The 24,936-nt window shown below is 62.3% G+C and carries 26 protein-coding genes; 16 read left to right on the forward strand and 10 right to left on the reverse strand.

All coding sequences use genetic code 11. The features are described 5' to 3' along the window. Nucleotides 1–47: 47 nt before the first annotated feature. Complete coding sequence (locus tag FEV16_RS02620) at nucleotides 48–1,724, reverse strand: electron transfer flavoprotein-ubiquinone oxidoreductase (protein ID WP_138166029.1); 1,677 nt, start codon at nucleotides 1,722–1,724, stop codon at nucleotides 48–50. 174 nt (nucleotides 1,725–1,898) lie between these two features. Between FEV16_RS02620 and FEV16_RS02625 the strand changes: the two genes are divergently transcribed. The 4 genes from FEV16_RS02625 to FEV16_RS02640 are packed head-to-tail and all read left to right on the forward strand — an operon-like array spanning nucleotide 1,899 to nucleotide 5,249. Further along, complete coding sequence (locus tag FEV16_RS02625; RefSeq protein WP_138166030.1) at nucleotides 1,899–2,888, forward strand: HlyD family efflux transporter periplasmic adaptor subunit; 990 nt, start codon at nucleotides 1,899–1,901, stop codon at nucleotides 2,886–2,888. Beyond that, nucleotides 2,885–3,814, forward strand: a complete 930-nt coding sequence (locus FEV16_RS02630) for an ABC transporter ATP-binding protein (RefSeq protein ID WP_138166031.1) — start codon at nucleotides 2,885–2,887, stop codon at nucleotides 3,812–3,814. Before FEV16_RS02625 ends, FEV16_RS02630 begins: the two co-directional genes overlap by 4 nt. Next, a complete protein-coding gene (locus tag FEV16_RS02635) occupies nucleotides 3,811–4,998 on the forward strand; it encodes an ABC transporter permease (protein WP_210234859.1) in 1,188 nt (395 codons plus the stop codon). Before FEV16_RS02630 ends, FEV16_RS02635 begins: the two co-directional genes overlap by 4 nt. 47 nt (nucleotides 4,999–5,045) lie before the next feature. Continuing rightward, a complete protein-coding gene (locus FEV16_RS02640; protein ID WP_138166032.1) occupies nucleotides 5,046–5,249 on the forward strand; it encodes a hypothetical protein in 204 nt (67 codons plus the stop codon). A 37-nt stretch (nucleotides 5,250–5,286) separates the two neighbouring features. On the opposite strand, the gene ubiA is transcribed toward FEV16_RS02640, so the two are convergent. Beyond that, the gene (gene ubiA / locus FEV16_RS02645) at nucleotides 5,287–6,243 is read right to left on the reverse strand and encodes a 4-hydroxybenzoate octaprenyltransferase (RefSeq protein ID WP_138166033.1); all 957 of its coding nucleotides are present in this window, start codon (nucleotides 6,241–6,243) and stop codon (nucleotides 5,287–5,289) included. Continuing rightward, nucleotides 6,240–6,683 (reverse strand): hypothetical protein, encoded by a 444-nt coding sequence (locus tag FEV16_RS02650; RefSeq protein ID WP_138166034.1) that lies wholly within the window; start codon nucleotides 6,681–6,683, stop codon nucleotides 6,240–6,242. The genes ubiA and FEV16_RS02650 overlap by 4 nt, the downstream gene beginning before the upstream one ends. A gap of 137 nt (nucleotides 6,684–6,820) precedes the next feature. Between FEV16_RS02650 and FEV16_RS02655 the strand changes: the two genes are divergently transcribed. Together FEV16_RS02655 and FEV16_RS02660 are read left to right on the forward strand one after the other, a co-directional pair. Beyond that, nucleotides 6,821–7,594: a 16S rRNA (uracil(1498)-N(3))-methyltransferase gene (locus FEV16_RS02655; RefSeq protein WP_171015117.1), complete on the forward strand. Its 774-nt coding sequence runs from the start codon at nucleotides 6,821–6,823 to the stop codon at nucleotides 7,592–7,594. Between the two features lie 233 nt (nucleotides 7,595–7,827). Beyond that, nucleotides 7,828–8,151, forward strand: coding sequence for a hypothetical protein (locus tag FEV16_RS02660; protein WP_138166035.1), 324 nt, complete (start codon nucleotides 7,828–7,830; stop codon nucleotides 8,149–8,151). A 15-nt stretch (nucleotides 8,152–8,166) separates the two neighbouring features. Here FEV16_RS02660 and FEV16_RS02665 read toward each other — a convergent pair whose 3' ends face one another. Together FEV16_RS02665 and FEV16_RS02670 are read right to left on the reverse strand one after the other, a co-directional pair. Continuing rightward, complete coding sequence (locus tag FEV16_RS02665; RefSeq protein WP_138166036.1) at nucleotides 8,167–9,555, reverse strand: glutamate--cysteine ligase; 1,389 nt, start codon at nucleotides 9,553–9,555, stop codon at nucleotides 8,167–8,169. A gap of 209 nt (nucleotides 9,556–9,764) precedes the next feature. Further along, a complete protein-coding gene (locus FEV16_RS02670; protein ID WP_138166037.1) occupies nucleotides 9,765–10,613 on the reverse strand; it encodes a DUF937 domain-containing protein in 849 nt (282 codons plus the stop codon). 296 nt (nucleotides 10,614–10,909) lie between these two features. Here FEV16_RS02670 and ispH point away from each other — a divergent pair, with 296 nt between their 5' ends. The 9 genes from ispH to FEV16_RS02720 all read left to right on the forward strand — a co-directional run bounded on the left by ispH (nucleotide 10,910) and on the right by FEV16_RS02720 (nucleotide 19,168). Beyond that, nucleotides 10,910–11,878, forward strand: a complete 969-nt coding sequence (ispH, locus tag FEV16_RS02675) for a 4-hydroxy-3-methylbut-2-enyl diphosphate reductase (RefSeq protein WP_138166038.1) — start codon at nucleotides 10,910–10,912, stop codon at nucleotides 11,876–11,878. Nucleotides 11,879–11,908: 30 nt separating this feature from the next. Beyond that, nucleotides 11,909–12,874: a homoserine kinase gene (thrB, locus tag FEV16_RS02680; protein ID WP_138166039.1), complete on the forward strand. Its 966-nt coding sequence runs from the start codon at nucleotides 11,909–11,911 to the stop codon at nucleotides 12,872–12,874. Next, nucleotides 12,871–13,347, forward strand: a complete 477-nt coding sequence (rnhA, locus tag FEV16_RS02685; RefSeq protein ID WP_138166040.1) for a ribonuclease HI — start codon at nucleotides 12,871–12,873, stop codon at nucleotides 13,345–13,347. Before thrB ends, rnhA begins: the two co-directional genes overlap by 4 nt. Nucleotides 13,348–13,540: 193 nt before the next feature. Continuing rightward, entirely contained in the window at nucleotides 13,541–15,292 is a 1,752-nt protein-coding gene (locus FEV16_RS02690; protein WP_138166041.1) for an OmpA family protein, read from the forward strand. A 20-nt stretch (nucleotides 15,293–15,312) separates the two neighbouring features. Continuing rightward, nucleotides 15,313–16,098, forward strand: a complete 786-nt coding sequence (locus tag FEV16_RS02695; protein WP_138166042.1) for a hypothetical protein — start codon at nucleotides 15,313–15,315, stop codon at nucleotides 16,096–16,098. A 24-nt stretch (nucleotides 16,099–16,122) separates the two neighbouring features. Next, on the forward strand, nucleotides 16,123–16,908 hold the full coding sequence (locus FEV16_RS02700; protein WP_138166043.1) for a pentapeptide repeat-containing protein: 786 nt from the start codon (nucleotides 16,123–16,125) through the stop codon (nucleotides 16,906–16,908). Then, entirely contained in the window at nucleotides 16,905–17,828 is a 924-nt protein-coding gene (locus tag FEV16_RS02705; protein ID WP_138166044.1) for an ROK family protein, read from the forward strand. The genes FEV16_RS02700 and FEV16_RS02705 overlap by 4 nt, the downstream gene beginning before the upstream one ends. Nucleotides 17,829–18,073: 245 nt before the next feature. Then, a complete protein-coding gene (locus FEV16_RS02715) occupies nucleotides 18,074–18,868 on the forward strand; it encodes an NAD kinase (RefSeq protein ID WP_138166045.1) in 795 nt (264 codons plus the stop codon). Then, on the forward strand, nucleotides 18,869–19,168 hold the full coding sequence (locus tag FEV16_RS02720) for a (2Fe-2S) ferredoxin domain-containing protein (protein WP_138166046.1): 300 nt from the start codon (nucleotides 18,869–18,871) through the stop codon (nucleotides 19,166–19,168). Between the two features lie 240 nt (nucleotides 19,169–19,408). Here FEV16_RS02720 and FEV16_RS02725 read toward each other — a convergent pair whose 3' ends face one another. The 3 genes from FEV16_RS02725 to FEV16_RS02735 form a co-directional block, all read right to left on the reverse strand. Then, the gene (locus FEV16_RS02725) at nucleotides 19,409–20,500 is read right to left on the reverse strand and encodes a lysylphosphatidylglycerol synthase transmembrane domain-containing protein (RefSeq protein WP_246657135.1); all 1,092 of its coding nucleotides are present in this window, start codon (nucleotides 20,498–20,500) and stop codon (nucleotides 19,409–19,411) included. 96 nt (nucleotides 20,501–20,596) lie between these two features. After that, the gene (phbB, locus tag FEV16_RS02730; RefSeq protein ID WP_138166048.1) at nucleotides 20,597–21,322 is read right to left on the reverse strand and encodes an acetoacetyl-CoA reductase; all 726 of its coding nucleotides are present in this window, start codon (nucleotides 21,320–21,322) and stop codon (nucleotides 20,597–20,599) included. A 103-nt stretch (nucleotides 21,323–21,425) separates the two neighbouring features. Then, nucleotides 21,426–22,598 (reverse strand): acetyl-CoA C-acetyltransferase, encoded by a 1,173-nt coding sequence (locus tag FEV16_RS02735; protein ID WP_138166049.1) that lies wholly within the window; start codon nucleotides 22,596–22,598, stop codon nucleotides 21,426–21,428. A gap of 243 nt (nucleotides 22,599–22,841) precedes the next feature. Here FEV16_RS02735 and phaR point away from each other — a divergent pair, with 243 nt between their 5' ends. Next, nucleotides 22,842–23,465, forward strand: coding sequence for a polyhydroxyalkanoate synthesis repressor PhaR (gene phaR, locus FEV16_RS02740; protein ID WP_138166050.1), 624 nt, complete (start codon nucleotides 22,842–22,844; stop codon nucleotides 23,463–23,465). A 38-nt stretch (nucleotides 23,466–23,503) separates the two neighbouring features. Here the strand turns inward: phaR and FEV16_RS02745 are convergent, their stop codons facing one another. After that, nucleotides 23,504–23,707 (reverse strand): integrase, encoded by a 204-nt coding sequence (locus tag FEV16_RS02745; protein ID WP_138166051.1) that lies wholly within the window; start codon nucleotides 23,705–23,707, stop codon nucleotides 23,504–23,506. 82 nt (nucleotides 23,708–23,789) lie between these two features. Beyond that, nucleotides 23,790–24,887 carry a redox-regulated ATPase YchF gene (gene ychF, locus FEV16_RS02750; RefSeq protein WP_138166052.1) on the reverse strand — a complete coding sequence of 366 codons (1,098 nt, stop codon included), beginning with the start codon at nucleotides 24,885–24,887 and terminating at the stop codon, nucleotides 23,790–23,792. Nucleotides 24,888–24,936 lie beyond the last annotated feature (49 nt).

A 24,936-nucleotide genomic window follows, 5' to 3' on the forward strand; every position in this document is an offset into this window, starting at 1 on the left:
ATTTCGGACCGTTCGCCGCGCGGACCGCAGCCGCCTCCGCCGCTCCCTCACATATTCGGATAGTTCGGTCCGCCGCCGCCTTCCGGCGGAACCCAGGTAATGTTTTGCGCCGGGTCCTTGATGTCGCATGTCTTGCAGTGAACGCAATTCTGCGCGTTGATCACGAAGCGCGGGTCGCGCCGCGTCTCCTCATCGGCATAAACCACTTCATAAACGCCCGCCGGGCAATAGAGCCGTGCGGGCTCGCCGTAGATCGGAAGATTGCGCTCAATAGGAATTGCCGGATCGGCAAGCTTCAGATGAACCGGCTGATCCTCCTCGTGATTGGTGTTAGAAACGAACACCGACGACAGCTTGTCGAAGACGAGCTTGCTTGCGCGTTTCGGGTAAACGATCGGCGTGACTTCAGAGAGTGGTTTGAGCGCTTCGTAATCGGCCTTGCCGTGCTTGAGCGTGCCGAAGAAGGAAAAGCCGAAGAGCTCGTTCGTCCACATATCGAGGCCGAAGAGGGGCGCGCCGACGTAGGTGCCGTATTTCGACCAGAGCGGCTTGACGTTTCGCACCGGCTTCAAATCGCGGCCGATGTCGGAGCCGCGCCAGGCTGTGTCATAGGCGACGACTTCGTCATGCGCGCGGCCTTCGGCGATTGCGGTCGCGACATGCTCGGCGCACAGAACGCCCGACAGCATCGCATTGTGCGACCCTTTGATGCGCGGCACGTTCATGAAGCCCGCGGCGCAGCCGACCAGCGCGCCGCCCGGCATGACGAGCTTCGGCACGCTCTGCCATCCACCCTCGGTCAGTGCGCGCGCGCCATAAGAAAGACGTTCGCCGCCTTCGAGCGTCGGCGCGATCAGCGGATGGGTCTTGAACCGTTGAAACTCGTCGAAGGGAGAGAGCGTCGGATTTGAATAGTTGAGATGCACGACGAAACCGATCGACACGAGATCGTCGTCGAAATGGTAAAGAAACGAGCCGCCGCCAGTATCGGACGCGAGCGGCCAACCAAAGGAATGCTGCACAAGGCCGTCCTTGTGCTTCTCCTTCGAAATGCGCCAAAGCTCCTTGAAGCCGATGCCGAATTTCTGCGGCTCGCTGTTTGCGCAAAGGTCGTATTTCGCGAGGAGCTGCTTGGTCAGCGAGCCGCGCGCGCCTTCGGCGAAGATCGTATATTTGCCCTTAAGCTCCATCCCGCGGGTGAAGCTGTCCTTTGGTTTGCCGTCGCGGCCAACGCCCATATCCCCAGTCGCGACGCCGACGATTTCGCCCTCGTCGCCGTAAAGAACTTCGGCGCCGGCGAAGCCGGGATAGATTTCGACGCCGAGGTTCTCAGCTTCCGACGCGAGAAAGCGGACGACATTGCCGAGCGAGCCGATAAAATTGCCGTGGTTGTTCATCAGCCGCGGCATCAGCATATTGGGAATGCGGAGGCCGCCTTTTTCCGACAGCAGCAGGAAATGGTCCTCATGCACCTGAGTTTTCAGCGGAGCGTCGTCGCGCGTGCGCCATTCGGGTAGAAGCCGGTCGAGGCCGATCGGATCGATCACCGCGCCGGAGAGGATATGCGCGCCGGGCTCGGAGCCTTTCTCGATGACGACGACTGAGAGATCCGGCGCGATCTGCTTTAAACGAATCGCCGCGGCGAGGCCGGCCGGTCCTGCGCCGACGACGACCACGTCATATTCCATAGATTCACGCGGCGGCAGCTCCGTATCTTCAGCCATTTTCAATCCCTTTTGCCTTTCTTGGAGGCATTCTAGCCTTTTTGCAATCGCCGCCGCAAAAAGAGTTTCGCGTTTGGGCAAGACTTCGATCGAGCCGCTCGCGGCGGGGTTTCGTCGCGTTACAGGAGAGGTGCATAATCAGACCATGCTCGATCCGCGCTACGCTCCTGCCGCATGAAGCCTGTCGCATTCTTCATCGCGCTGGCGCTTCTGACCGTCGTCGTTTGGGGCGTCACCTATCGTCCGGCGAATCCCAACGACGTGTTCCTGGGATACGTGGAAGGGGACATCCTCTACATCGGCCCCTACGAAAGCGAGAGAGTGGCGAGCATCGCGGTCGCCGCCGGCTCTGAGGTCAAGAAGGGCGATCCGCTGTTTACGATGTCGACGACGCTCCTCGATCGCGCGCGCGACGAGGCGACCGCCCGCATCGCTCAACTCGAAGCGCAAGCCGAAAATTTGCAGGCGGCGATGAATCGGCCGGAGCAGATCGCCGTTCTGCAAGCCGCGCTTGAGCGCGCCGAGGCCGCGTTGCAATTGTCCCGTTCCGATTATGATCGGCAGCGCAAGCTTTATGCCGACGGCCATGTCGCGAAGGCGGCGCTCGATCGCGCCGAGATGGCGCGGGCGCGCGACGAGGCGAGCGTTAAGGAAGCGCGCCGGCAGGTCGAGGCGTCGCGCATGGCGAGCCGCTCGCAAGAAATCGAAGCCGCTGAAGCCAGTCTGAAACAGGCGCGCGCGCAACTCGACGCGCTCAACATCCGCATCAAACGCCAAAGCGTCGTGTCGCCGGCCGACGGCGCCGTGCAGGACGTTTTTTTCAGGCCTGGGGAGATCGTCAACGCTGGCCAGCCTGTCATTGCCCTACTGCCGCCTGAGAATCGCAAGGTGCGCTTCTATGTCTCCGAACCGGAGCTGCCGAAAATTTCGCTCGGCGAACGGATGCGCGTCACTTGCGACGGCTGCGCCAGCGATCTTTACGGTCGCGTCTCCTATATCGCCGGCCGCCAGGAATATACGCCCCCGGTGATCTTCAGCGACAAGGAGCGTGCAAAACTCGTCTTCAAGGTTGAAGCGCATTTGGAAGGCGCGGCGCGTGCTGTGCCTCTTGGAATGCCGGTCGCCGTCACACCGGCGCCGGAATCGACCGGATCAACGCAGTGAGCGTCGAGAGCGACATCGCGATCGATGTGCGCGGGCTGACCAAATCCTTCGGCGCCAAGAAGGTCGTCGACAATTTCACGCTGCAGGTGGCGCGCGGCAACATTCAGGGCTTCCTTGGCCCAAACGGCAGCGGCAAGACGACGACGATCCGTATGCTCTGCGGTCTGCTGACGCCTGACTCCGGCGAAGGAAAATGCCTCGGCTACGACATTCGCCGACAGCAGGAAGAGATCAAGCGCTATGTCGGCTACATGACGCAGGGTTTCTCGCTTTATCGCGACCTCACCATTCGTGAAAATCTGGAATTCGTCGCGCGGGTCTACGGTCTCGAAGCGCCGGAGGACGCTGCTCAGGGCGCGCTCGAGCGGCTGGGCCTCGTCGCGCGCGCCGATCAACTCGCCGGCGAACTTTCCGGCGGCTGGAAGCAGCGGCTTTCGCTCGGCGCCTGCATTCTGCCCGGGCCTTCGCTACTCCTCCTCGACGAGCCGACCGCCGGCGTTGACCCCAAAGCGCGCCGCGACTTCTGGGACGAGATCCATCATCTTGCGACGCAAGGCCTAACGGTGCTCGTTTCGACCCATTACATGGACGAAGCGGAGCGGTGCCACCAGATCGCCTATATCGCCAACGGGCGGCTGCTCGCCTCAGGGACGATTCCCGAGATCATCGCCGGCGCGCATCTCTCGACATGGGTCGTGACTGGCGAGGGCCTCGATGCGCTGAGCAGCGAGTTGAAACATCTGCCGGGCGTGGACATCGTCGCGCGGTTCGGCGCCGCGCTGCACGTCGGCGGGCACGATGAAGCGGCGATGGAGCGCATCGCGCGCCGCTATAGCGCCGAAGGCGTTCATCGTTGGAAACGCGATGAGCCGTCGCTTGAAGACGTATTCATCGATTTGATGACCCGCGCCGGACCGGATCAGTGAGCGTGGAGCAAAGCCTGCCAAACTCTGTTCCCCGTCCTGCGCGGCGCGGGGCGCTGGCGCAGTCGTGGCAGCGCGTGCTCGCCATGTTCGTCAAGGAATTCATTCAGCTTCGTCGCGATCGACCGACATTCGCGATGATCGTCGGCATCCCGCTCATTCAGCTGATGCTTTTCGGATATGCGATCAACACCGATCCGAAACATCTGCCGACGGCCGTGCTGACGAGCGACGATAGTCCGATCGCGCGCGCGATGATCGGCGCGTTACGCGCGACCGATTATTTCAACATCAAATATGTCGCGCGGGGCGAAACGGACGCCGACAAATTGATCCTGTCGAACAAGGCGCAATTCGTCATTCAAATTCCGCCTGATTTTTCTCGACAGCTGGTTCGCGGCGAAAAGCCGGGGCTTCTGCTCATCGCGGACGCCTCGGACCCGGTCGCGACCTCTGGCGCCATCGCCGCGGCGCTCGGAGCTGCAGATCAGGCGCTCGACCGAGAACTGATAGGGCCGCTCGCCTCGCTCAAGCAGAATGCGCCGCCGTTCGAGATCCGCATACATCGACGCTACAATCCGGCAGGCGAGACCCGCCGCAATATCGTGCCCGGACTGATCGGTACGATCCTCACCATGACGATGCTGATTTACACGGCGCTGTCGGTGACGCGCGAGATCGAGCGCGGGACAATGGAGGCGTTGCTCGCTATGCCGGTGCGTCCCGTCGAGATTATGCTCGGCAAGATCGCACCCTATGTGGTCGTCGGCGCGGTGCAGATGTCGACGATTCTTATCGTCGCTTCGTTGTTGTTTCAGGTGCCTGTGGTCGGCTCGCTTTTTTTGCTCACCCTGCTGACGCTGCTTTTCATCGTCGCCAATCTCTCGGTGGGCTACACGTTCTCAACTGTGGCGGTGAATCAGCTGCAAGCGATGCAAATGACCTTCTTCTTTTTTCTGCCGAGCATGCTTCTGTCCGGCTTCCTGTTCCCTTTTTATGGGATGCCAACATGGGCGCAATATCTAGGTGAGATAATGCCGCTTACCCATTATCTGCGCATCGTGCGTTCGGTGATGTTGAAGGGCTCCAACTTCGGTAATCTCGCTGTGGACGCCGGGGCGCTCGCAGCTTTCACGCTTGTCGCGATGAGCGTCGCGGTAATGCGATTCCGGCAAACGCTCGACTGACGTTGACGGCCCGACATTGGCGGCCGAACATTAGCGCGGAGACGAAAATGTCTGAAACGGAAGATCCGCAAACGCGGTTCAACATAATGATGAAGATCGCCGCGATCGCCGCGGTGCTGCTGACCGGCTACTACGTGTGGTCTTTCTTTGTCAGCAGCCGCTACCAGGCGCTTTGCGGCGCCTCGTATTGGGAGCTGAACAAGACGCAGATCGAATCCTGTGTCGACAGAAAAAAGGAACTCGAGAAATAGAGCAGTTCCACATCGCGCCTGTCGCGCGGCGCCAGCGTCAGAAAAGGAATGCGAGGCTCTGCGCAGCAAATCCGGCAAAGAGTAGTAGCCCTGCATCGCGGTTTGACCGGAAAAGCCGCAGAGCGGTCGACGGCGCGACATTTTCTCTCGTCTCAGCGATCTGCCATGCGAGATGCGCCGCATAGGCGGCGACTCCGAGATAGGCGAACCATCCGCCGCCCGCTGCAAACACAGCGGTCACGGCGCTCGCGATTGATGTCGCGTAGAGTGCGCCTACCGCTATTTGCACGCGCTTGCCAAAGAGCCGGGCGGTGGAGCGCACGCCAACGATCGCGTCGTCGCGCAAATCCTGAAGCGCATAGATCGTGTCGAACCCGACCGTCCAAAAAATCGCCGCCGCATAGAGAAAAAGCGCTGGCGCGCCGAGCGCGCCGGTCTGCGCCGTCCAACCGAGCAGCGCCCCATAGGCGAAGGCGCATCCAAGAATCGCCTGCGGCCAGGAGGTGAAGCGCTTGGCGAAAGGATAGATCAGCACGATCAGCGGAGAGATCAGGCCAAGAGCGATCGTGAGCGCGTTAAACGAGAGAAGCACCGCGAGCCCAATGAGGCATTGCGCGACGATAAAGGCCAGTGCAGCGCGCGGCGTCACACGCCCGCTCGCAAGCGGCCGTAGGCGCGTGCGCTCGACTTTGGCGTCAATCTCGCGATCGACATAGTCATTGTAGGTCGAGCCTGCGCCGCGCATGACGACGGCGCCGATGAAAAAGAGCGTCAGATGAAAAAGATTCGGCGCTTCGTGCAACGCCGCGGAAGCGAGCGCGCTCGACTCCCAGCAGGGAAGGAGCAGCAGCCACCAGCCGATCGGCCGATCCAGGCGCGCGAGCTGTATGAACGGAAGTAGCGCGGGCGGCGCGCAGCGGAGCAGCGGATGGTCGGCGATCGCGTCGGGGAGCGCGGGCGCCTCCGACGAATCGCCGCCTTGCGCTGCGCTCACAGAGGCCCGGCGGGCAGTTTCGGCGGCGCCATCATGCCGCCGCCACCGGCGGCCGCCTGTTCGCGTTGCTGTTTCACCTTCGCCGCCACCGAGCAGGCTTGCGAGGCGAAATTCTGAGTCTTGGCGCGCGCTTCCTTGAAGCTGTCGACGGCATTATCCGGAATGTTGCACCATTCCTTGTTCTTGGTGAGATAGTTCAGCATCTCGGTTTCGACAGCGGCGAGACGTTTGGCGGCCGGACAGGCGGCTTCGGGGTCCATCTTGCCTTTGCCCGCCTTGCCAAGATTGTTGAGCGCCTCAATTCCCGCCATGCGCTTTTCGCTCAGCTTCTGAAAATCTTCCTGACAGCTTTGCGCATAGGCGCCGCTCGCGGCGAAAAGCAGCGTCAAAATCGATAAGCGCGCGAGCGCGCGCAAAAAAGTGACAGCGCCGAGGATCATGGCTCTTGGTCCGCTCATCAGGCGTGCAGCATTACCAGCAGGCTTGCCGGCGACGCAAGTTTTGGCGAACTTGCACGCAACAAAGCGGCGGCTTCATGGCGAGCGCGCGGCGCTCGCGTCTCCGCTAGGAAGCTATTGTGTCTGCTTATGATTTCACAGCTCAGCGCCTCTTTGTCCGCGACGACCTCGCGACAGGCGCCGAACTCGCGCCTTCTGCCGAGGCGTCGAACTATCTGCTCAATGTCTTGCGCATGCGCGAAGGCGCGGCGATTCATCTGTTCAATGGCCGCGACGGCGAATTTCGCGCGAGCCTCGCCAATGTCTCGCGCCGCTCCGCAAAATTGCGCGTCGGCGAGCGGTTGCGCGAACAAAGCCCGCGCGCCGACCTCGACTATTGCTTCGCGCCGCTAAAGCAGGCGCGGCTCGACTATATGGCGCAAAAAGCCGCCGAGATGGGCGTGGGCCGCCTCGTCCCGGTGATCACGCACCGCACACAGGTCCGTCGCGTCAATTCGGCGCGGCTTGAAGCCAATGTCATCGAGGCCGCGGAGCAATGCGGCGTGCTCGCCGTACCTGAGGTGGCGCCCGCCGTCGAACTTGCCGACTTTCTGGCGCATTGGTCTGCGGGGCGGCTCCTTATTTTTTGCGATGAACACGCCGAATTGGCCAATCCGTTGGACGCGCTCCATGGCCGTACGGCGCGAGGCGGCGTGAGCGTGCTGATCGGACCGGAAGGCGGTTTCGACGATGCCGAACGTGCGGCCATCGGGCGCCTGCCGAATGTCGTGCGACTTTCACTTGGGCCGCGCGTGCTTCGCGCCGACACGGCCGCCGTAGCGGCTCTGGCGGTCGTACAGGCGACGATCGGCGACTGGCGTTTGCCAACCGCCGCTGGAACTAAAAATAAATAAACAGAAAATAAAGCGTAGCGTTCACATGGCCTCGGCGGATTACCCCGGAGGGCTTCTAAAGACACGATCCTGCCACGATGTTTGTCTCTAGTCGGGTAGCGGGCCGACGTCCTCCTCTGGGGTGACTATCGCCCCTCCGCGTAGCAACGGCGTTTGGTAACCTACTGTCTGGATTGCAAAGCTCCTGAAATCTCGTGCGATGCGCGGATTTGGGGAAGTGGAGCCAAGAACTCATGACCCTGGACACCATCAGCCGCAGCAACCGCCTCTATCCAGCGCACTTGCTTGGCCTCATTGCGCTCACTGCGCTGGCGGTCGCGCCGGCGCACGCTGACAATGTGAGCCAGTGCGCGCAATATGGCGCTGATTATGTTGCGGTTGCGGGATCAAACGGTTGCGTTCGCCTCGGCGGCCATGTCCGCGTGACGATGCCCAGAACGCCTGTCGTGCCAATGGGTTATGCGGAAATGCGCCGGGATGGCATGCAGCAAGCCGCCGCGCGTTCCTCGCTGCCCCCGATGGCGCCTTTCGGACTGCACGACCTTTTCCCACGCTAAGCGGTTTCCCAGTAGCTATAGCGGCAGGACGCAGTCGGTGAAGGCGGCGTCGATTGCGCCTCCCCAAGCGCCGTAATAGGCATCCAAGCGCTGCTGCGCCAAGGTGCGTCCGTCTTCTAGAATTGCCTCTAGCGGCGCGAGATAAACGGTCTCGTCGCGTCCATCGGCGTCGAGCCGCGCGCGGCGGCGCAATCCTGCATTGGCCAGCGCAAGAACGTCGCGGCCGATCTCCCGAAGGCTGCGGCCTTCGATCTTTGCGTCGAGCGCCAGCGCCGGGACATCGTCGCGAAGCGCTTGGCGGGCGGCGGCGCTCCAACCTTTTGTCAGTTCTCGCGCCTGATCGAGCGCCGCGGCGTCATAAAGGAGACCGGCGCAAAGCGCGGGGAGCGCTGTGAAATGGGCGCGAGGGCCGGCGTCGGCGCCGCGCATCTCGAGATAGGTTTTCAGCCTCACTTCCGGAAAGATTGTCGAGAGGTGATTGGCCCAGTCCGACATCGTGGCGCGTTCGCCCGGCAGTTGTTGAAGGCGGCCCGCCATCAAGTCGCGAAAGCTTGCGCCCGCCACGTCGTGATAAACGTCGCCGCGCTTGACGAAATACATCGGGACGTCAAGCGCATAATCGACATAGCGTTCGAAGCCGAATCCTTCCTCGAAAGCGAAAGGCAGCATGCCGGTGCGGTCCGGATCGGTATCAAGCCAGATATAGGAGCGCTGCGAGAGCCGGCCGGTCGGCGCCCCGTCGAGAAAAGGCGAGTTTGCGAACATCGCCGTGAAGAGCGGCTGCAAGGCGAGGCCGACACGCATCTTTTGAACCATGTCGGCCTCGTTGATGAAGTCGACGTTGACCTGGACGGTGGCGGTGCGAAACATCATGTCGAGCCCATGCGTGCCGACTTTCGGCATATAGGCTTGCATGATGGCGTAGCGTTGCTTGGGCATCGTCGGCGTCGCGGCGCGCGACCACTTCGGGCTGGCGCCGAGATCGAGGAAGCCGACGCCAAGCGCGCCCGCGACGGGCGCGAGCGCCGCGAAATGCGCGTCCAGTTCGTTCCGCGTCGAGTGGACATCCGGCAGCGGCGCGCCGGAGAGTTCGAATTGTCCGCCGGGCTCAAGCGAAATCGCGCCGCCGCCATCAGACTGATAGAGGCCAATTAGCGCATCCCGGTCAAGGATCGGCGCCCATCCGAGCGCATCGCGCAAGCCCTCAAGCAACGCCCGCACGCCGCCGCGTCCGCCCGCGCCCTCGTAAGGGACCGGCGCATTGTCAGCGTTATAGAAGGGAATCTTCTCATGCTCGGTGCCGATGCGCAGCGGCGCGCTGCCGGTCTTGCAGCCGGCTTCCAGCCATTCGACCAGCATATTGCGCGACGTGATCGGCGTCGTGTCGGATACGTCGCGAGCCATCTACGAGGAATGTTCCGTATTAGAGGAGACGCGCGGCTGTGGCGCGGACGCGCCTGGCGCATGAAGGAATCGGGCCGATGGAATTGCAGGAAAGCGCGCGCTGCGCAAGCCTCCGCCGCGCCGGCGGGCGAGTTCTGATGACGCGGAGGCTTTCACTTCTTGATGGCCTTGGCAGGCCTTGGCGCCGCCGAATCCGTCCAGCTTGCCTTTCAGCGCCTGCCGAACATCTGCCCGATGATGCTCTCGATGTCCGATCGTGCGCCGGCGCCTTGGCCGGGAGCGCTGCGTCCGATCTGCAGCGTCTTCTTGATCTCCTCGATCGCTTGCTCGATCGACGCCTGGTCCATATCGTCCGGCAGGCCCTGTGAGCCGCCGTCGCGGCCATAGCCTCCGCCCATGGGATCGTCCATCGGACCGCCATAAGGACCTGGCGCGGGACGGCGGCCGCCGCCGAGCAGCGATCCCAATATCGATCCCAAGATTGTGCCTAACAGGCCGCCGCCCGTTCCGCCCCGCGACGTCGGCACTGGAGCCGGCTCGGGTTGCGGCGCGCGTCTTCCGCCGCCGAGCATCTGCTCCAATATTGAGCTGAGCGCGCCGGAATTGACGAGCTGACCCAACACTCCACCGAGACCCCGATTGCTGATGTTTTTGAACAATCCGCCAATGAGCACAGAGGCGAGCACGGGCAAGAGTTGCGAGAGAATGTCCGGGCGCAGTCCCGTCTCGCGCGCCGCGACCTGAACGACTCGGCCGGCCGCTGCCGGGGAGCCGAAGAGATCGTCGAGCAGTTGTCGCGACTGGGCGATAGAGTCCGCATCATGCGCGGCGCTCGCCTCATCGAACGCGGCTGCACGTAGCGGAGAAGCGATATCGCCCAGAAGCCTTTCGAACAGGGAGGGCTCGTCGGCGGCGTGGCTCAGGCCGACTTCGAGCGCCGGCGCCAGGGCTTTGATGGCGCTGTCCATCTGTTCGTCGGTGAGGCCAAAGCGCTGAGCAAGGTTGGCGACCAGCTGTCCGCCTTGCGCCGACTGCAAAATCTCGTCGACATATGACATGGGGCAGCTCCGTTCCGTCAGGCCCTGGATACGAGCCCGCCGTTATGGTGTCACAGTCCGGCGGCGCCGCCAATTTGGGCGCGAGAAGCGAAACTTCTGAAGGCCGACGGCGCTTACAACGCATTGGCGTTGCTTGCCGATGGCGGTCTCGGGGCGGTTCGCTTCGCCCCGGCAGCTTGACACCATCGCCCATGCGCGACATTCCTTGCCGGCGTTCAGTCCGGTCGATCCGGACGGCCGCGTTTTGGCGCTTGAGCGACTAGCCGCCTCGCGCCGCCTCTGCCAAAGGCGCGAAGATGAACGTTCACCCTCGGCCCGCAAAGCCGCCGCTGAAAATACTCCTTTGCTCGCCGCGGGGATTTTGCGCAGGCGTGGTGCGCGCAATCGACGCCGTCGAGCGGGCGCTCGCCAAGTTTGGCCCCCCCGTCTATGTGCGTCACGAGATCGTCCACAATCGCTACGTGGTCGAGTCGCTTAAGGCCAAGGGCGCGGTCTTCGTCGAGGAGCTCGACGAGATTCCGACGGCGAACGTTCCGGTCATCTTCTCGGCGCATGGCGTCGCCAAGTCGGTTTCGGCGGCGGCGGCGGAACGTGGACTCCTCGCCATAGACGCGACCTGCCCGCTCGTCACGAAAGTGCATCGAGAGGCGGAGATTCATTGGCGGCGCGGCCGGCGTGTATTGCTTGTCGGCCACTCGGGCCATCCCGAAGTCGTCGGAACGATGGGACAGCTGCCGGAGGGCGTGGTGATTCTGGTCGAATCGGTCGAGGACATCGACAGGCTGAACATCGAAGACGAAACCAATCTCGCCTATGTGACGCAGACGACTCTGTCGCTCGACGACTCCCAGGAGATTGTCAACGCGCTGACGAAGCGTTTTCCCAAGATCATCGGTCCGCACAAGGAAGACATCTGCTATGCGACGACGAACCGCCAGGCTGCGGTGAAGGAAGTCGCGCCCTATGTCGACGCCGTGATTGTCGTCGGCTCGCCCAATTCATCGAATTCTCAGCGGCTCCGCGAAGTGGCGGAGCGCGCCGGCGCGCCGGCGCAGCTCGTGCAGGGTCGCGGAGAGATCGACTGGAATATTTTTGGCGATATCTCGTCGCTCGGAATCACGGCGGGCGCGTCGGCGCCCGAGGTGCTGGTCGAGGAGATCATGGACGCTTTCGCGGAACGTTACGACATTGCCGTCGAAACCATCTCCAGCGCCGACGAGAACGTGTCTTTCCCTCTTCCCAAGGAGCTGCGGGCGATCGCCTGAGGGCCCGCCTGCGGTGAACGGTCGGCGCTCATGGCCGTCTATACGCTGGTCGACGATGAGGAGTTGATCGCTTTTCTCGCGACATATGACCTCGGCGAGTTGCTGTCCTGCAAAGGCATCGCTGAGGGCGTCGAGAACTCGAACTACTATCTACACACCGGCGCCGGCAGCTTCATCCTCACGCTTTATGAGAAGCGCGTCGCGGAAGCTGATTTACCCTTCTTCCTGGGTTTGATGGAACATCTCGCCGCCCGCGGCGTGACCTGTCCGTTGCCGGTGAAGAACCGCGCCGGAGTCGCGCTGGGGCGCCTTGCCGATCGGCCTGCCGCTGTCATCACCTTTCTTGACGGCTATTCAGTCCATCATCCAGAAGCCGCGCACTGCGCAGCGCTCGGCGCGACTCTGGCGCAACTGCACCTCGCGGGCGCCGACTTCGCGCAACAACGCCGCAACGCGCTTTCGGTCGAGGGATGGCGGCCGCTTTTTGCGACTTGCGCGTCGCGCGCGGACGAAGTCGCGACGGGATTGCGTGCGCTCGTCGATGCTGAGCTCGATCATCTGGAGCGGAACTGGCCGCGCGATCTGCCGAGCGGCGTGATCCACGCGGATCTTTTTCCAGACAATGTGTTCTTTCTCGGCGATCGCATCTCGGGATTGATCGATTTCTATTTCGCCTGCACCGACGCCTACGCCTATGACCTCGCGATTTGTTTAAACGCCTGGTGCTTTGACGCCGAGCATCGCTATCAACCGGAGAAGGGCGCCGCGCTGCTCGAGGCCTATCGGCGCATACGACCGCTTTCGCCTGCAGAGATCGCGGCCTTTCCCACGCTCGCGCGCGGCGCAGCGCTGCGTTTTCTGCTGACGCGCTACGTCGACTGGCTCAACGTGCCGCCAGGCGCATTAGTGCGTCCAAAGGATCCGCGCGAATATCTCGCCAAGCTCCGGTTTCACCAATCAGCCGCCGATGCCCGCGTTTATGGCTTCGCCTCATGACGCGACGCGTCGAGATCTGGACCGACGGCGCCTGCTCGGGAAATCCGGGGCCCGGCGGCTGGGGCGCGATCTTGCGCTTTGGCGATCGCGAAAGAGAGATCAACGGCGGCGAGCCGCTCACCACGAACAATCGCATGGAGTTGACGGCGGCGATCATGGCGCTTGAGACTTTGACGCGGCCATGCGTCGTCGATCTCCATACTGATTCGGAATATTTGCGCGGCGGCGTCACATCCTGGATCGCCGGCTGGAAAACGCGCGGCTGGCGCACCGCTGACCGGAAACCTGTGAAAAACGTCGATCTCTGGCAAAGACTGGAAGCCGCGGCTGAGCGGCACGACGTCGCCTGGCATTGGGTGAAGGGCCATTCGGGCCATGACATGAACGAACGCGCAGACGAGTTGGCGCGGGCCGGTATGGCCCCGTTCATTCCTGGCAAGCCGCCGGGAAGAGAACCGGCGTCTTCGAGATAGTCTTGCCGGCGGACGGGCGCGCTCTACTTCACATTCGACCAGGACTCTTCTTCGCCTCTGGGGAGCGCGGCGCAGCCGCGTTCCCCATTTTGCATTGGCCATCATATTGACATCCCGCCGCGCAAAGGAACCATGTGCAGTTTAGAGTATGCGCGTCTTCGCTGATTCTCTCTAATGGGGAGCAAAGACGTCGATGCATCTTCCCAGAAAATGGTGGATCGGCCTGCCGGTCCTTTTCGGGCTGGCCTATTTTGCACAAGGCGCGCTGACGTCTCGGCTAGAGAATGATTTGCGCGCCGGGGTCCTCTCGCGTCTCGCTCAGTCGCCCGACGCCATCGATAAGGCTGAGGTCGGCATCGTGGGGCGTGACGTCGTCATCGCAGGCATTTCGCTGTCGCCTGATGTGAAAGCGCGAGTCATGGCGGCCTTGGTGGGCGGCACGCCCGCGCGGCGAATCATCGATGCGACACAGCCCCTCTCGCGCGCAACGCCCTTCGTGCTCACGCTTGAGCGTCATGGCGCCAAGGCGACGATGTCGGGCAATGTCCCGCCGACAGGCGCGCGTGAAAGGCTGCGCGCCGAGATCGCCGCCTTGGGGCTCGAGGTGACGGACAATGCCGCATATGCCGATGGCGCGCCGAAATCCTTCGCCGATCTGGCTTCCTTCGCCGTGCGCCGCCTCGCTGAACTCGACCCTGCGACGACGACGCTCACGGACGCGACGCTCTCTGTTTCTGGCGAGGCGCGCAGCGCAGCCGATTACGACAGGGCGGTCGCGGCGCTTAAGGCGCCGCCGTTCGGTGAGAGCGCAATAAAGTCGCAAGTGTCGCCGCCGCGCGTCTCTCCCTACGTATTTTCTGCAACATTGCGCAACGGGATCATCAGCCTGTCCGGCCATCTTCCGAGCGACGACATGCGCAAACAGGTTGTCGCTATGGCGGCTGCGGCCGGCGCCGGGGCTGCAGTCAGCGACTCCGCTCAGCTTGGCGCGGGCGCGCCGGCCGGAGACTTCGCCGGCGCGCTTGCGTTCGCGGTCGGCGAACTCGGCAAGTTGTCGCAAGGCAAAGTCGCTGTGTCGGACGGCAAAATCTACGTCGAGGGGCAGGGGCGCGAAAATGTCTTGAGCGCCACGATTGAAGCCGACGCGAAGGCGCGGCTACCTTCGGGATTCGAGATCGCGCGGCTTGACGTCATGGCTGGTCCGATCGCGCCTTACGTTTTCAGAGCGGAGCGCGCTGGCGGAGAAGTCGCGCTTACGGGCTATGCGCCGGATGAAGCCATTCGGAATCGTATTGTCGAAGCCGCGCGCAGGAACTTCTTCGACGCAGCGGTTGTCGATCGACTCGTTGTTGCGAAAGGCGCGCCGCAGAACTTTGCCGAAGCGACGGATCGCTCGCTTGCGGCGCTTGCGCGACTGGATGAAGGCAAGCTCGCGATCAGCGATTCGAATATTTCGCTCGCGGGCTCCGCGCGCCATCAGCATGCGCGCGCCGAAATTGCAACATCATTCGCCGATACGCTTCCGCCGAGTTTCCGTGGCGAAGCGCAAATCTCTACGCGCATCATTGGTTCGCCGCTCGACGCCGGCCAATGCGGCGCGGCGCTGTCCGCCCTTCTCGCCAAATCGCCGATGGTCTTCGCTTCGGATGATTCGACGATCGCCACAGAATCCGCGCCTCTGATCGATGCGATCGCCGCGACGGCGCTGCGCTGCCAGGGGGCAACTCTCGAAGTCGCCGCTTACACCGACAACGTCGGAATTGCGGAAATGAATCTGGGACGCAGCAAGCGTCGCGCGCAGGCGGTCCTCGAACAACTCGTGAAAGCCGGAATCGACCCATTCAAAATCACCGCCGTCGGCTATGGCGGCGAACGTCCAATCGTTCCAAATGACAATGACGAAAATCGCGCGCGCAATCGTCGCGTCGAAATCTTCGTCAAGTAGCGTCAGAGAAGGAGAAGCGGATGTCTTACTTGCTGACGCTTGGCTGGCCCTGGTTCGCCGCGGCATGCGCGCTCGGCGCGCTCATCGGCTATCTGACCACATCAGACGCCAAGAACGCGCCCATGGCGCCGGGCTGGAACCTCATCGCGATCGCATCGGCGCTCGGCGCAGGCGCAGCCGCCTCGGCGCTCGGGGTCTTTGATGGTCGCGCCGCGCTGACGCTCGACGTTTTTCTGATGGCGGCCATCGCCTATCTTGTTGGTTTGCCGCTCGGCGGCGCGCTTAAGATGACACAGGCGCCAACAGCGGTTCATGCCGGTAAGCGGCCGGTCGTCGTGTTGCGCGGTGCTCAAAGTGAAATTCGCGCGCCGAGCTCAGCGCCATCGCCTGAACCGCAGAATGAGAGCCTCGCCAACGCACGCTCAGCAATGCCGCCAAGCGTCGAGCCGACGTTGAAGGCGGCGGCGGCGGCTGTGGCGGAGAAATTAAAGGAAAGCGCCGCGCAAATGCGCGCGCAGAGCGGCAAAGCGACGCCCAGCGCACGTCCTGTAGCGCTTTCCGCACCGCGAGGCGCGAGCGCCGACGATCTCTCGAAGATCAAGGGGCTCGGACCCAAGAGCGTCGAGAAGCTGCACGCGCTCGGCGTTTTCCACTATGATCAGATCGCCGGCTGGAGCGACGACAACATCAAATGGATCGAGGCGTCGATTGGCGCGGCGGGGCGCGTGAAGCGCAACGGCTGGGTCGAACAGGCGCGAGCGCTGAGCGGGAAGGCCCGCGCTGGTCATAGCGCCGACGCCGCTTAGCGCCGGAAAAGCGAGTTCGTGCGTATGCGTATCGTTCTGGGATTGGTTGTTATCTGCTTTGCGGCGTTATCGGCCCAGGGCCTGCGTGCGCAAGACATGCTGCAAGGCGTCGATCTTGCGCAGCCCGCCTATTCCCAGGCTGAACTCACACGCGCCGACATCGAAGCGGCGTTGCAGCATCGCAAGAGCGGACACAAGGTCGATCTTTCGGAGAAAAGCCTTAACGGCCTCGATCTTTCCGGCCTCGATTTGCACGACGTCGATTTTCGCGCGGCGCGCCTAAACAAGACTTCGCTGGCGGGCGCACGGCTTGACGACGCCATTCTCGATCAGGCCTGGCTCATTGAGGCGGACCTTACTGGCGCATCGCTCAAAGGCGCGCGCGCTTTCGCGACGCAAATGCAGCGCATGCGCGCAGACGGCGCCGACTTCGCGCATGCGCGTCTCGCGGGCGATCTCACCGGCGCGTCAGCGCGTGGCGCCAATTTCAGCGAGGCGGATCTTTCCGCCGACATGAAAAACCAGTCTATGGGTTTGATGCGCGCGGTCTTGCGTTCGGCCGTGCTCGAAGGCGCGCGATTTCACAACGCTAATCTCGCGAGCGCCGATCTCCGGTTTGCGCGCGGCGCGGGCGCTGATTTTTCCAACGCGAATTTGAAGGGCGCGGACGCCGCCGGCGCGGATTTCGCCGGCGCCAATTGGACCGGCGCGAAGACCGAGGGTTTAGACTTAGATTCCGCACAGATCGACGCCACCGCTCGGGCTACGCTCGCAGGCGCGCAAAATGTCGATCGCGCGCGCTTGAAATGACGCGCGATTTCATTCGCATCGGCGTCGATCTTGGCGGCACAAAGATCGAGTCGATCGCGCTTAACCCTGCAGGGGAGACGCTGGCGCGTCGGCGCGTCCCAACGCCTGCGCATGATTATGCGGCTATCATCAACGCCGTCGCGACGCTTGTTCACGACATTGAATCCGATATCGGCCGGCGCGGGGCCGTGGGCGTTGGCGCGCCCGGCTCAATCGCCCCCCACACCGGACTTGTGAGAATTTCCAACACCGCCGTCGTCAACGGGAAGCCGCTCAACGCTGATCTCGCGCAGGCGCTCGGGCGTTCGGTGCGTATCGCCAATGACGCTGATTGTTTCGCGCTGTCGGAGGCGATCGACGGCGCCGGTCGTGGCGCTGGCGTGGTCTTCGGCGTCATTCTTGGCACGGGCGTCGGCGGCGGCCTAATCGTCAACGGAAAGATCGTCGAGGGCCGAAATCGGCTCGCCGGCGAATGGGGCCATACGCCGCTGCCCTGGATGACGCCGGATGAATATCCTGGCGTATCCTGTTTTTGTGGACACAGCGGCTGCATCGAGACCTTTCTCTGTGGCGCGGGCCTTTCACGAGAGCATGAGAGACGCTCCGGCGAGCTTCTTCCTGCGACCGAAGTCGCTGCGCTGGCGGAGGCAGGCGACCCAAGCGCGCTTGCAAGCCTCGACCGCTATCAGGACCGGCTGGCGCGCGCTCTCGCGATGATCGTCGACATCATCGATCCTGACGCATTCGTGCTCGGCGGCGGGCTCTCCAATATCGCGCGGCTCTACGAAGGGCTCGCTGCAAGAGTAGGAAAGCATGCGCTTATCGAAGACCTCGACACGAAAATCCTGCCGAACGCGCACGGCGATTCAAGCGGCGTGCGCGGCGCGGCATGGCTTTGGAGTCCTGGGGAAACCGGCTGACGAGCGCCGCGGCGCAGCGACGTCCAAGCGGCCCTCGCTGAGAGCTTGCGCCGGCGCCGTTCCCTCCCGCCGCGCGCCGGTGTATGCGGAAAGGATCGCGACGGCAAGAGCGCGCTGCGAAAAGGTGGGAACCGGTTTTTCGCGTAAGGCGCGCTCCAAATTATAAGAATCGATCACGCTATCTGCGTTCAGGCGAGTCCGCCTGAAAGCAGCGTGATCTAGGGGCGAACGCGAGGGGAGTAGCGATGGGCGCCGCCGGAGACAGCGGAAAGAACCTTTGCGCGAAGCTGGCCTTTCTCGCCTCAGGCGCGCCGGAGGCGGAAGAGGCGCGCCAGCGCCTTGTCGGAAAATACGGCGACTGCCCGCCTGAGGAAGCCGATTGCATCGTCGCGCTCGGGGGCGACGGCCTTATGCTGCGCACGCTGCATCGCTTCATGGACGCCGGCAAGCCGATCTACGGCATGAACCGCGGCTCGGTTGGCTTTCTGATGAACCAGTATCGCGAGACCGGGCTGCGCAAGCGGATCGCCGACGCCAAATCGTCGGTCGTGCACCCGCTGCTGATGCACGCCGTCAATGTGCGCGGCGACGAGTTTTCGGCGCACGCCATCAACGAGGTGTCGTTGCTGCGCCAGACGTCGCAGATCGCCAAGCTGCGCATTTTGGTCAATGGCCAGGAACGCATGCCAGAGCTCATCACAGACGGCGTGCTGGTGTCGACGCCCGCCGGCTCCACCGCCTATAACCTTTCCGCCAATGGTCCGATCCTGCCGCTCGACGCGCCGCTGATGGCCTTGACGCCGATTTCGGCCTTTCGCCCGCGGCGCTGGCATGGCGCGCTATTGCCGGACGCCGCCAAGGTGCGCATCGAAGTCCTGGAGGCGGGCAAGCGTCCTGTCTCCGTCGTCGCTGACCATGACGAATTCCGCGACCTCGCCTATGTCGACGTTGAGATGGACCACGGAACGGAGCTGATTCTGCTCCACGACCCTGGCCATTCGCTGGAAGAGCGGATTCTTCGCGAGCAGTTCGGATATTGAATGCCTGACTCAGCGATCAAACCATTTCGCTGTCACGTCTTCGTCTGCGTCAACAAACGCGATGGCAAACCGGCGTGCGAGGACCACGGGGCGAAGAAAGCGCTCGAAAAGGCGAAGGACGCCGTGAAGGCGCTGCCTTTCGCCAAGCGCGAAGGCATACGCTTGTCGCAGTCGGGATGCCTCGGCCAGTGCGAGCACGGACCGGTTGCGGTCGTCTATCCGCCCGGGAAATGGATCAGCTATTCGTCGGCCGACGAGTTGGTCCGCTTCATTCTGGACGCGATCGAAACGGCGGACTGATCAGGGCGGGGGGCCGGCGAACCCAGCGCGGCGTGAATTCGCGGGTGGGATAGTTGATATAGTCCGCCCTTTCGCCCTCAGGCGTGCGCGAGCCGGTCCCGTCGAGGCCGGGCTATTTCGGCCTCGTAGCGTTTGGCCTCGGCGGCCGCCAGTATTCGGTGCGGCGGCGCACGCGGGAGATCCCGCAGGCGATCCTTTGATGGGTATCTAGAGAATTCTTGATTGCGCCGTCGCGCGAGATCACGCCGTCGAGCGTTGTTTCAGCCAGCGGAAAAATGCGATTCCAAGGAAACCGATCACGATCAGCGTATGCGGCGCGGTGATCGAGAAATGGTACGCGAGCGCCGCGGAAATGGCCCGTTCCTTTTGAACGCCGTAGGCATTGACGAGATAGGCGACAATGCCAGCCTCAAAGAGCCCAAGGCCGGCGGGGCTCGCCGGAACGGCGATCGCCAGCGCGCCGATGATCAATAATGTCATCGCGTGTATAAAGCCGAATTCTATCTCAGGCAGCAGCATTCTGAAGGCGACATAGACGAGGCAAACATTCGTCATCCAAATCGAAGCCGTGAAGAAGGCGGCTCTTGCCGCGCTGTGATCGGCGATCAATCGCTCGGCCTGCTGAAATATGGCGTCCAATCGCATCGACTCGATGATGCGCGATTTGGGGAGGCTCCAAATGACGCCTTTCCGCCGGAAGAAGAACATGCCGCCAAAGACGATGGAAACGACCAAAGCGGCCGCAATGAGCATGCGCGGGTCGATAATGTTCGAATCCGAGCTCGCCAAAATCAGCAAGGACAAAATCGTGATCGCGGTTAGGTCATAGAGTTTTTCCAAGAGGACAGCGGCGCTGATCCCCCCGATTGCGTGATTAAAGTATGAATGCCCAAAATATATTTTCACCCCTTCGCCAGCCCTCAATGGAATGAGGCTGTTGAAGGTGAACCCCATCGTGGCGATCAAAAAACCGGAAAAGAGTCCGCCATCGAGCAGCGTCGAGAGGCGCGAGCCATAGAACAGCAGGACAAAGACATTCATCGTCATCGCGACGAGAATTGCAGTTAAGGGGATTTGTTTGAGCTGCGACGCGAGATCAGCAAACTCTATGTTGTGGTAGAGCCAATAGGAAATAAAAGCGAGAAAGGACGCATTCAAAACCAGAGCGACATAGCCGCCGCGCTGAGAAATGTATTTCAGCGAACCGGCCGCGAGTTGCGGTTCGGAGATCATGGACGAAGGCGAAAAGCCGCCTGCGGGCGAGACGATTGCGCTCAATCGAAACTCGCGCGTCAAAGGCGTGGGTCGAAGTCGATCGTCCTCTACGCTCATGGCCATCTCGCTTAAGCGCGGAATAGCGCTCCGCCTTCAATGCGGAAAAATGGCCAGCGGAATAACGGCCGGCCATTCTCTATTAAAAGCAGCAGCCTAGGTCAGATACTGGCCGCCGTTGACCGTCAGCGTCGAGCCAGTGATGAAGCCCGCGTCATCGGCGGCGAGAAACACGACGGCGCGCGCGATCTCTTCCGGCTCGCCGAGGCGCCCCACCGCGATATACGGAATGATGTGCTTATCGAGCACGTCCTGCGGAACCGCCTTCACCATCTCGGTGGCGATATAGCCCGGCGCGATGGCGTTGACGGTGATGCCCTTCGACGCGCTCTCCTGCGCCAGCGCCTTCACGAAACCAATATCGCCGGCTTTCGAGGCGGAGTAATTGGTCTGGCCGGCCTGGCCCTTCTGGCCGTTGATCGACGAAATGACGATGATGCGGCCGAAGCCGCGATCGCGCATGCCGTTGATGACCGGGCGCGTGACGTTGAAAAGCGAATTGAGATTGGTGTTGATCACCGCCTGCCACTGGGCAAGCTCCATCTTGTGGAACAGACGGTCCTTGGTGATGCCGGCGTTGTTGATGAGGATATCGACCGGACCGAGATCCTTCTCGATTTGCGCCATGCCAGCGGCGCAGGCGTCATAGTCGGAAACGTCGAACTTATAGACCGGAATGCCCGTCTCAGCCTTGAACTTATTGGCGGCTTCGTCATTGCCGGCGTAGGTGGCCGCGACAGCGTAGCCCGCCGCTTTCAGCGCTTTGGAAATCGCTTCGCCGATGCCGCGCGTCCCGCCCGTCACAACTGCAGTTCTTGCCACGTCTTTCTCCCTCAATATTCTGATGCAAAGTGAGAACGTGAGTAGTGAATAGTGAGTGGCGTAAAGCGCTCTTCACTAACTCACTACTCACTATTCACTGAACTTACCGCTCCACCGTCAGCGCGATGCCCATGCCGCCGCCGATGCAGAGCGTCGCGAGGCCCTTCTTCGAGCCGCGCCGCGCCATTTCATGCAGAAGCGTGGTCAGCACGCGCGCGCCGGAGGCGCCGATCGGATGGCCGATGGCGATCGCGCCGCCATTGACGTTCACGATGCCGAGATCCCAGCCCATGTCCTTGTTCACGGCGATCGCCTGAGCCGCGAAAGCTTCGTTCGCCTCGACGAGATCGAGGTCGGAGACCTTCCAGCCGGCCTTCTCCAGCGCCTTGCGCGAGGCCGGAATCGGCCCCGAGCCCATAACAGAAGGATCGACGCCGGCGGTCGCCCAGGAGGCGATGCGCGCGAGCGGCGTCAGGCCGCGCTTCTTGGCCTCTTCGGCGCTCATCACGATGAGCGCCGCGGCGCCGTCATTGATGCCCGAGGCGTTCGCCGCCGTCACCGTGCCGTCCTTGGCAAAGGCGGGACGCAGCTTGGCGACGCCCTCCAAGGTCACGCCATGCTTGATATATTCGTCGGAGTCGACGACGACGTCGCCCTTCTTGGTCGAGATCGTGTAAGGGACGATCTCGTCCTTGAACTTGCCGGCCTTCTGCGCGGCCTCAGCCTTGTTCTGCGACTTGACCGCGAATTCGTCCTGCTGCTCGCGGGTGATCTGCCACTGCTTGGCGACGTTCTCGGCGGTGACGCCCATGTGGTAATTGTTGAAGGCGTCGGTGAGCCCATCGACGATCATCGTGTCGACGAACTTCACGTCGCCCATCTTCGTGCCGGTGCGCAGCTGAGCCGCATGGGTTGAAAGCGACATCGACTCCTGGCCGCCGGCGACCACAATATTGGCGTCGCCAGACTGGATCTGTTGCGCTGCAAGCGCGACGGCGCGGAGGCCCGAGCCGCAGACCTGATTGACGCCGAAGGCTGTGGCGCTGTCCGGAATTCCGGCCTTGATGGCCGCTTGACGCGCGGCATTCTGGCCCTGAGCGGCGGTGAGCACCTGCCCGAGAATGACTTCGTTGACCTCGGTCGGCTGGACTTTGGCGCGCTCTAGAGCGGCCTTGATGGCGACAGCGCCGAGCTCGTGGGCCGGAACCGCTCCAAAGGCTCCGTTGAACGATCCAACGGCGGTGCGCGCCGCGGAAACGATCACGATATCGGTCATCTGTCGCTCTCCTTAGAAAATAGTCCAACTGCCCGGCCGCCTCGGCCGGCCAGGGGGCGAATTGTTGGTCTTTCGCGCTTGCGTTGGGCAAGCCGCGGCCCGTTTTGCACGGAATCGAGCGGTAGCGAAAGGCTTTCGCCACGAAAATATTGCCGCAGGCGCCAATTTGCGCTTATCGTCTGGACTAGACGATTGTTTTTTGGGCGGGCGGCGGCTGTGCGGCGAGGGGAGCAGGTCAGGCGTATGGCGACTGAGAAGAAACCCACAACCATCAAAAAATACGCCAATCGTCGCCTCTACGACACCGGAACAAGCACCTATGTGACGCTGGAGGACCTCGCGGCGATGGTGAAGCGCGGCGAGGATTTCGTTGTGTGCGACGCAAAAACCGGCGAGGACATCACCCGCCCGGTGCTGACCCAGATCATCTTCGAGCAGGAGGGCAAAGAGGGCCAAAGCCTGCTGCCGATCGCCTTCTTGCGCCAGCTCATCCGTTTCTATGGCGACTCGATGCAGATGCTGGTGCCGAGCTATCTCGAATTCTCGATCGACAAGTTGACGAAGGAGCAGCAGAAGTTTCGCGACCAGTTCGCTTCGGCGCTCGGCGTCGGCGCTGGTCCTCTTGCCGAGCCGACGCGCGCCGCCTTTCAGTCGCTCGAAGAGCAGGCGCGCAAGAACATGGCCGTGTTCCGCCAGGCGCTGACGATGTTCAATCCCTTCGGCGTGCCGACCGAAGGGCTGACGACCGGCCCGACCCTGGATGAGCACGAGGCCGGCGGCGCGCATAAGGAAGGCGACGTCGCCGAATTAAAGCGCCAGCTCGATGAGCTGAACAAGCGGATCGATAATTTGTCGAAGCAGGGGTGAGGTGCGCTACACGGACAAGCGGGAGCCGCGCCTTACGGTCAATGCAAAAAGAGCTTCAGCGCCACTGCTGATAACAGCGCCATGACGAAGCCAACCATCCATTTCAAGACCGCCAGTTCACTTTCAATTTTCGAGAAGCGATTTTCATGAACGGTCATGGCTTCCGCCGCCTTGCGCGCTTTCTCTTCGGGCGCGCCAGCGGCGATGAACGCGTCGTAAATTTCTGAAATCATCAGGCTCATAGAGCGCTCTGTTTCGTGCTGTTTCCGCAAGCACAGCGACTAAAAATAGTTTGCTTGCACAGGAAGTTCAAGCTGCAGCCAATTACGTATTAAACCTGAAATGCATCACGTCGCCGTCGGCGACGACATATTCCTTGCCTTCCAGCCGCAACCGGCCGGCGTCGCGCGCGCCGGTTTCGCCCCTGTTCGCGACGTAATCATCATAGGCGATCGTCTCGGCGCGAATGAAACCCTTCTCGAAATCGGTGTGGATGACGCCAGCGGCCTGCGGCGCGCGCACGCCTTTTTCGATGGTCCAGGCGCGCGCCTCTTTCGGTCCGACGGTGAAATAGGTGATGAGATGCAAGAGATCATAGCCGGCGCGAATGACGCGATTGAGCCCGGGCTCGGTGAGGCCGACGGCTTCGAGATAATCCTTCTGCTCGTCAGCCGGCAATACGGCGATCTCGCTTTCGATCTTCGCCGAAACGACAACCGCCGCCGCGCCTTCTTCGGCGGCGCGCTCTCCGACTTTCGCCGAATGCGCATTGCCCTCGGCCGCCGACGCTTCTTCGACATTGCAGACATAGAGCACGGGCTTCGACGATAAGAGCCCGAGACCCGCGAAGGCGGCGCGCTCGTCGACGCTAATCTTCGCCAGACGCGCGGGCTTGCCCTCGCGCAGCAACACGAGGCAACGACTCATCAGATCGACGAGCTCCTTGGCCTCCTTGTCGCCGCCCTTCGCTTTCTTCTCCATCGCGACGACGCGCTTCTCGAGGCTTTCGAGATCGGCGAGCATCAGCTCAGTCTCGATCGTCTCAATGTCGCGGATCGGATCGACGCCGCCCTCAACATGAGTCACGTCGCCATCGTCGAAACAGCGCACGACATGGGCGATCGCGTCGCATTCGCGGATATTGGCGAGGAACTGGTTGCCGAGCCCTTCGCCCTTGGAAGCGCCGCGCACGAGGCCGGCGATGTCGACGAAGGTCAGCCGGGTTGGAATGATTTCTCTGGAGCCGGCGATCTTGGCGAGTTGCTCGAGCCTCGGATCAGGAACGGCGACTTCGCCGACATTGGGCTCGATCGTGCAGAAAGGATAGTTGGCGGCCTGGGCCGCGGCGGTCTGCGTGAGCGCGTTGAAAAGGGTCGACTTGCCGACGTTCGGCAGGCCGACGATGCCACATTTGAACCCCATATCCGTCCCGGCTTTCGATTGCGTATTGCGGCGCGGTATGCGGGGCGGC

The organism is Methylocystis sp. B8 (assembly GCF_005771425.1).
In the GTDB taxonomy this organism is placed as follows: domain Bacteria; phylum Pseudomonadota; class Alphaproteobacteria; order Rhizobiales; family Beijerinckiaceae; genus Methylocystis.

Excerpts from the sequence above, each read along its gene's own strand:
- FEV16_RS02620 (WP_138166029.1), bottom strand. The coding sequence starts at position 1,724 with ATGGCTGAAGATACGGAGCTGCCGCCGCGTGAATCTATGGAATATGAC.
- FEV16_RS02625 (WP_138166030.1), top strand. The coding sequence starts at position 1,899 with ATGAAGCCTGTCGCATTCTTCATCGCGCTGGCGCTTCTGACCGTCGTC.
- FEV16_RS02640 (WP_138166032.1), top strand. The coding sequence starts at position 5,046 with ATGTCTGAAACGGAAGATCCGCAAACGCGGTTCAACATAATGATGAAG.
- FEV16_RS02650 (WP_138166034.1), bottom strand. The coding sequence starts at position 6,683 with ATGATCCTCGGCGCTGTCACTTTTTTGCGCGCGCTCGCGCGCTTATCG.
- FEV16_RS02660 (WP_138166035.1), top strand. The coding sequence starts at position 7,828 with ATGACCCTGGACACCATCAGCCGCAGCAACCGCCTCTATCCAGCGCAC.
- FEV16_RS02665 (WP_138166036.1), bottom strand. The coding sequence starts at position 9,555 with ATGGCTCGCGACGTATCCGACACGACGCCGATCACGTCGCGCAATATG.
- FEV16_RS02670 (WP_138166037.1), bottom strand. The coding sequence starts at position 10,613 with ATGTCATATGTCGACGAGATTTTGCAGTCGGCGCAAGGCGGACAGCTG.
- ispH (WP_138166038.1), top strand. The coding sequence starts at position 10,910 with ATGAACGTTCACCCTCGGCCCGCAAAGCCGCCGCTGAAAATACTCCTT.
- thrB (WP_138166039.1), top strand. The coding sequence starts at position 11,909 with ATGGCCGTCTATACGCTGGTCGACGATGAGGAGTTGATCGCTTTTCTC.
- rnhA (WP_138166040.1), top strand. The coding sequence starts at position 12,871 with ATGACGCGACGCGTCGAGATCTGGACCGACGGCGCCTGCTCGGGAAAT.
- FEV16_RS02690 (WP_138166041.1), top strand. The coding sequence starts at position 13,541 with ATGCATCTTCCCAGAAAATGGTGGATCGGCCTGCCGGTCCTTTTCGGG.
- FEV16_RS02695 (WP_138166042.1), top strand. The coding sequence starts at position 15,313 with ATGTCTTACTTGCTGACGCTTGGCTGGCCCTGGTTCGCCGCGGCATGC.
- FEV16_RS02700 (WP_138166043.1), top strand. The coding sequence starts at position 16,123 with ATGCGTATCGTTCTGGGATTGGTTGTTATCTGCTTTGCGGCGTTATCG.
- FEV16_RS02705 (WP_138166044.1), top strand. The coding sequence starts at position 16,905 with ATGACGCGCGATTTCATTCGCATCGGCGTCGATCTTGGCGGCACAAAG.
- FEV16_RS02715 (WP_138166045.1), top strand. The coding sequence starts at position 18,074 with ATGGGCGCCGCCGGAGACAGCGGAAAGAACCTTTGCGCGAAGCTGGCC.
- FEV16_RS02720 (WP_138166046.1), top strand. The coding sequence starts at position 18,869 with ATGCCTGACTCAGCGATCAAACCATTTCGCTGTCACGTCTTCGTCTGC.
- FEV16_RS02725 (WP_246657135.1), bottom strand. The coding sequence starts at position 20,500 with ATGAGCGTAGAGGACGATCGACTTCGACCCACGCCTTTGACGCGCGAG.
- FEV16_RS02735 (WP_138166049.1), bottom strand. The coding sequence starts at position 22,598 with ATGACCGATATCGTGATCGTTTCCGCGGCGCGCACCGCCGTTGGATCG.
- phaR (WP_138166050.1), top strand. The coding sequence starts at position 22,842 with ATGGCGACTGAGAAGAAACCCACAACCATCAAAAAATACGCCAATCGT.
- FEV16_RS02745 (WP_138166051.1), bottom strand. The coding sequence starts at position 23,707 with ATGAGCCTGATGATTTCAGAAATTTACGACGCGTTCATCGCCGCTGGC.
- ychF (WP_138166052.1), bottom strand. The coding sequence starts at position 24,887 with ATGGGGTTCAAATGTGGCATCGTCGGCCTGCCGAACGTCGGCAAGTCG.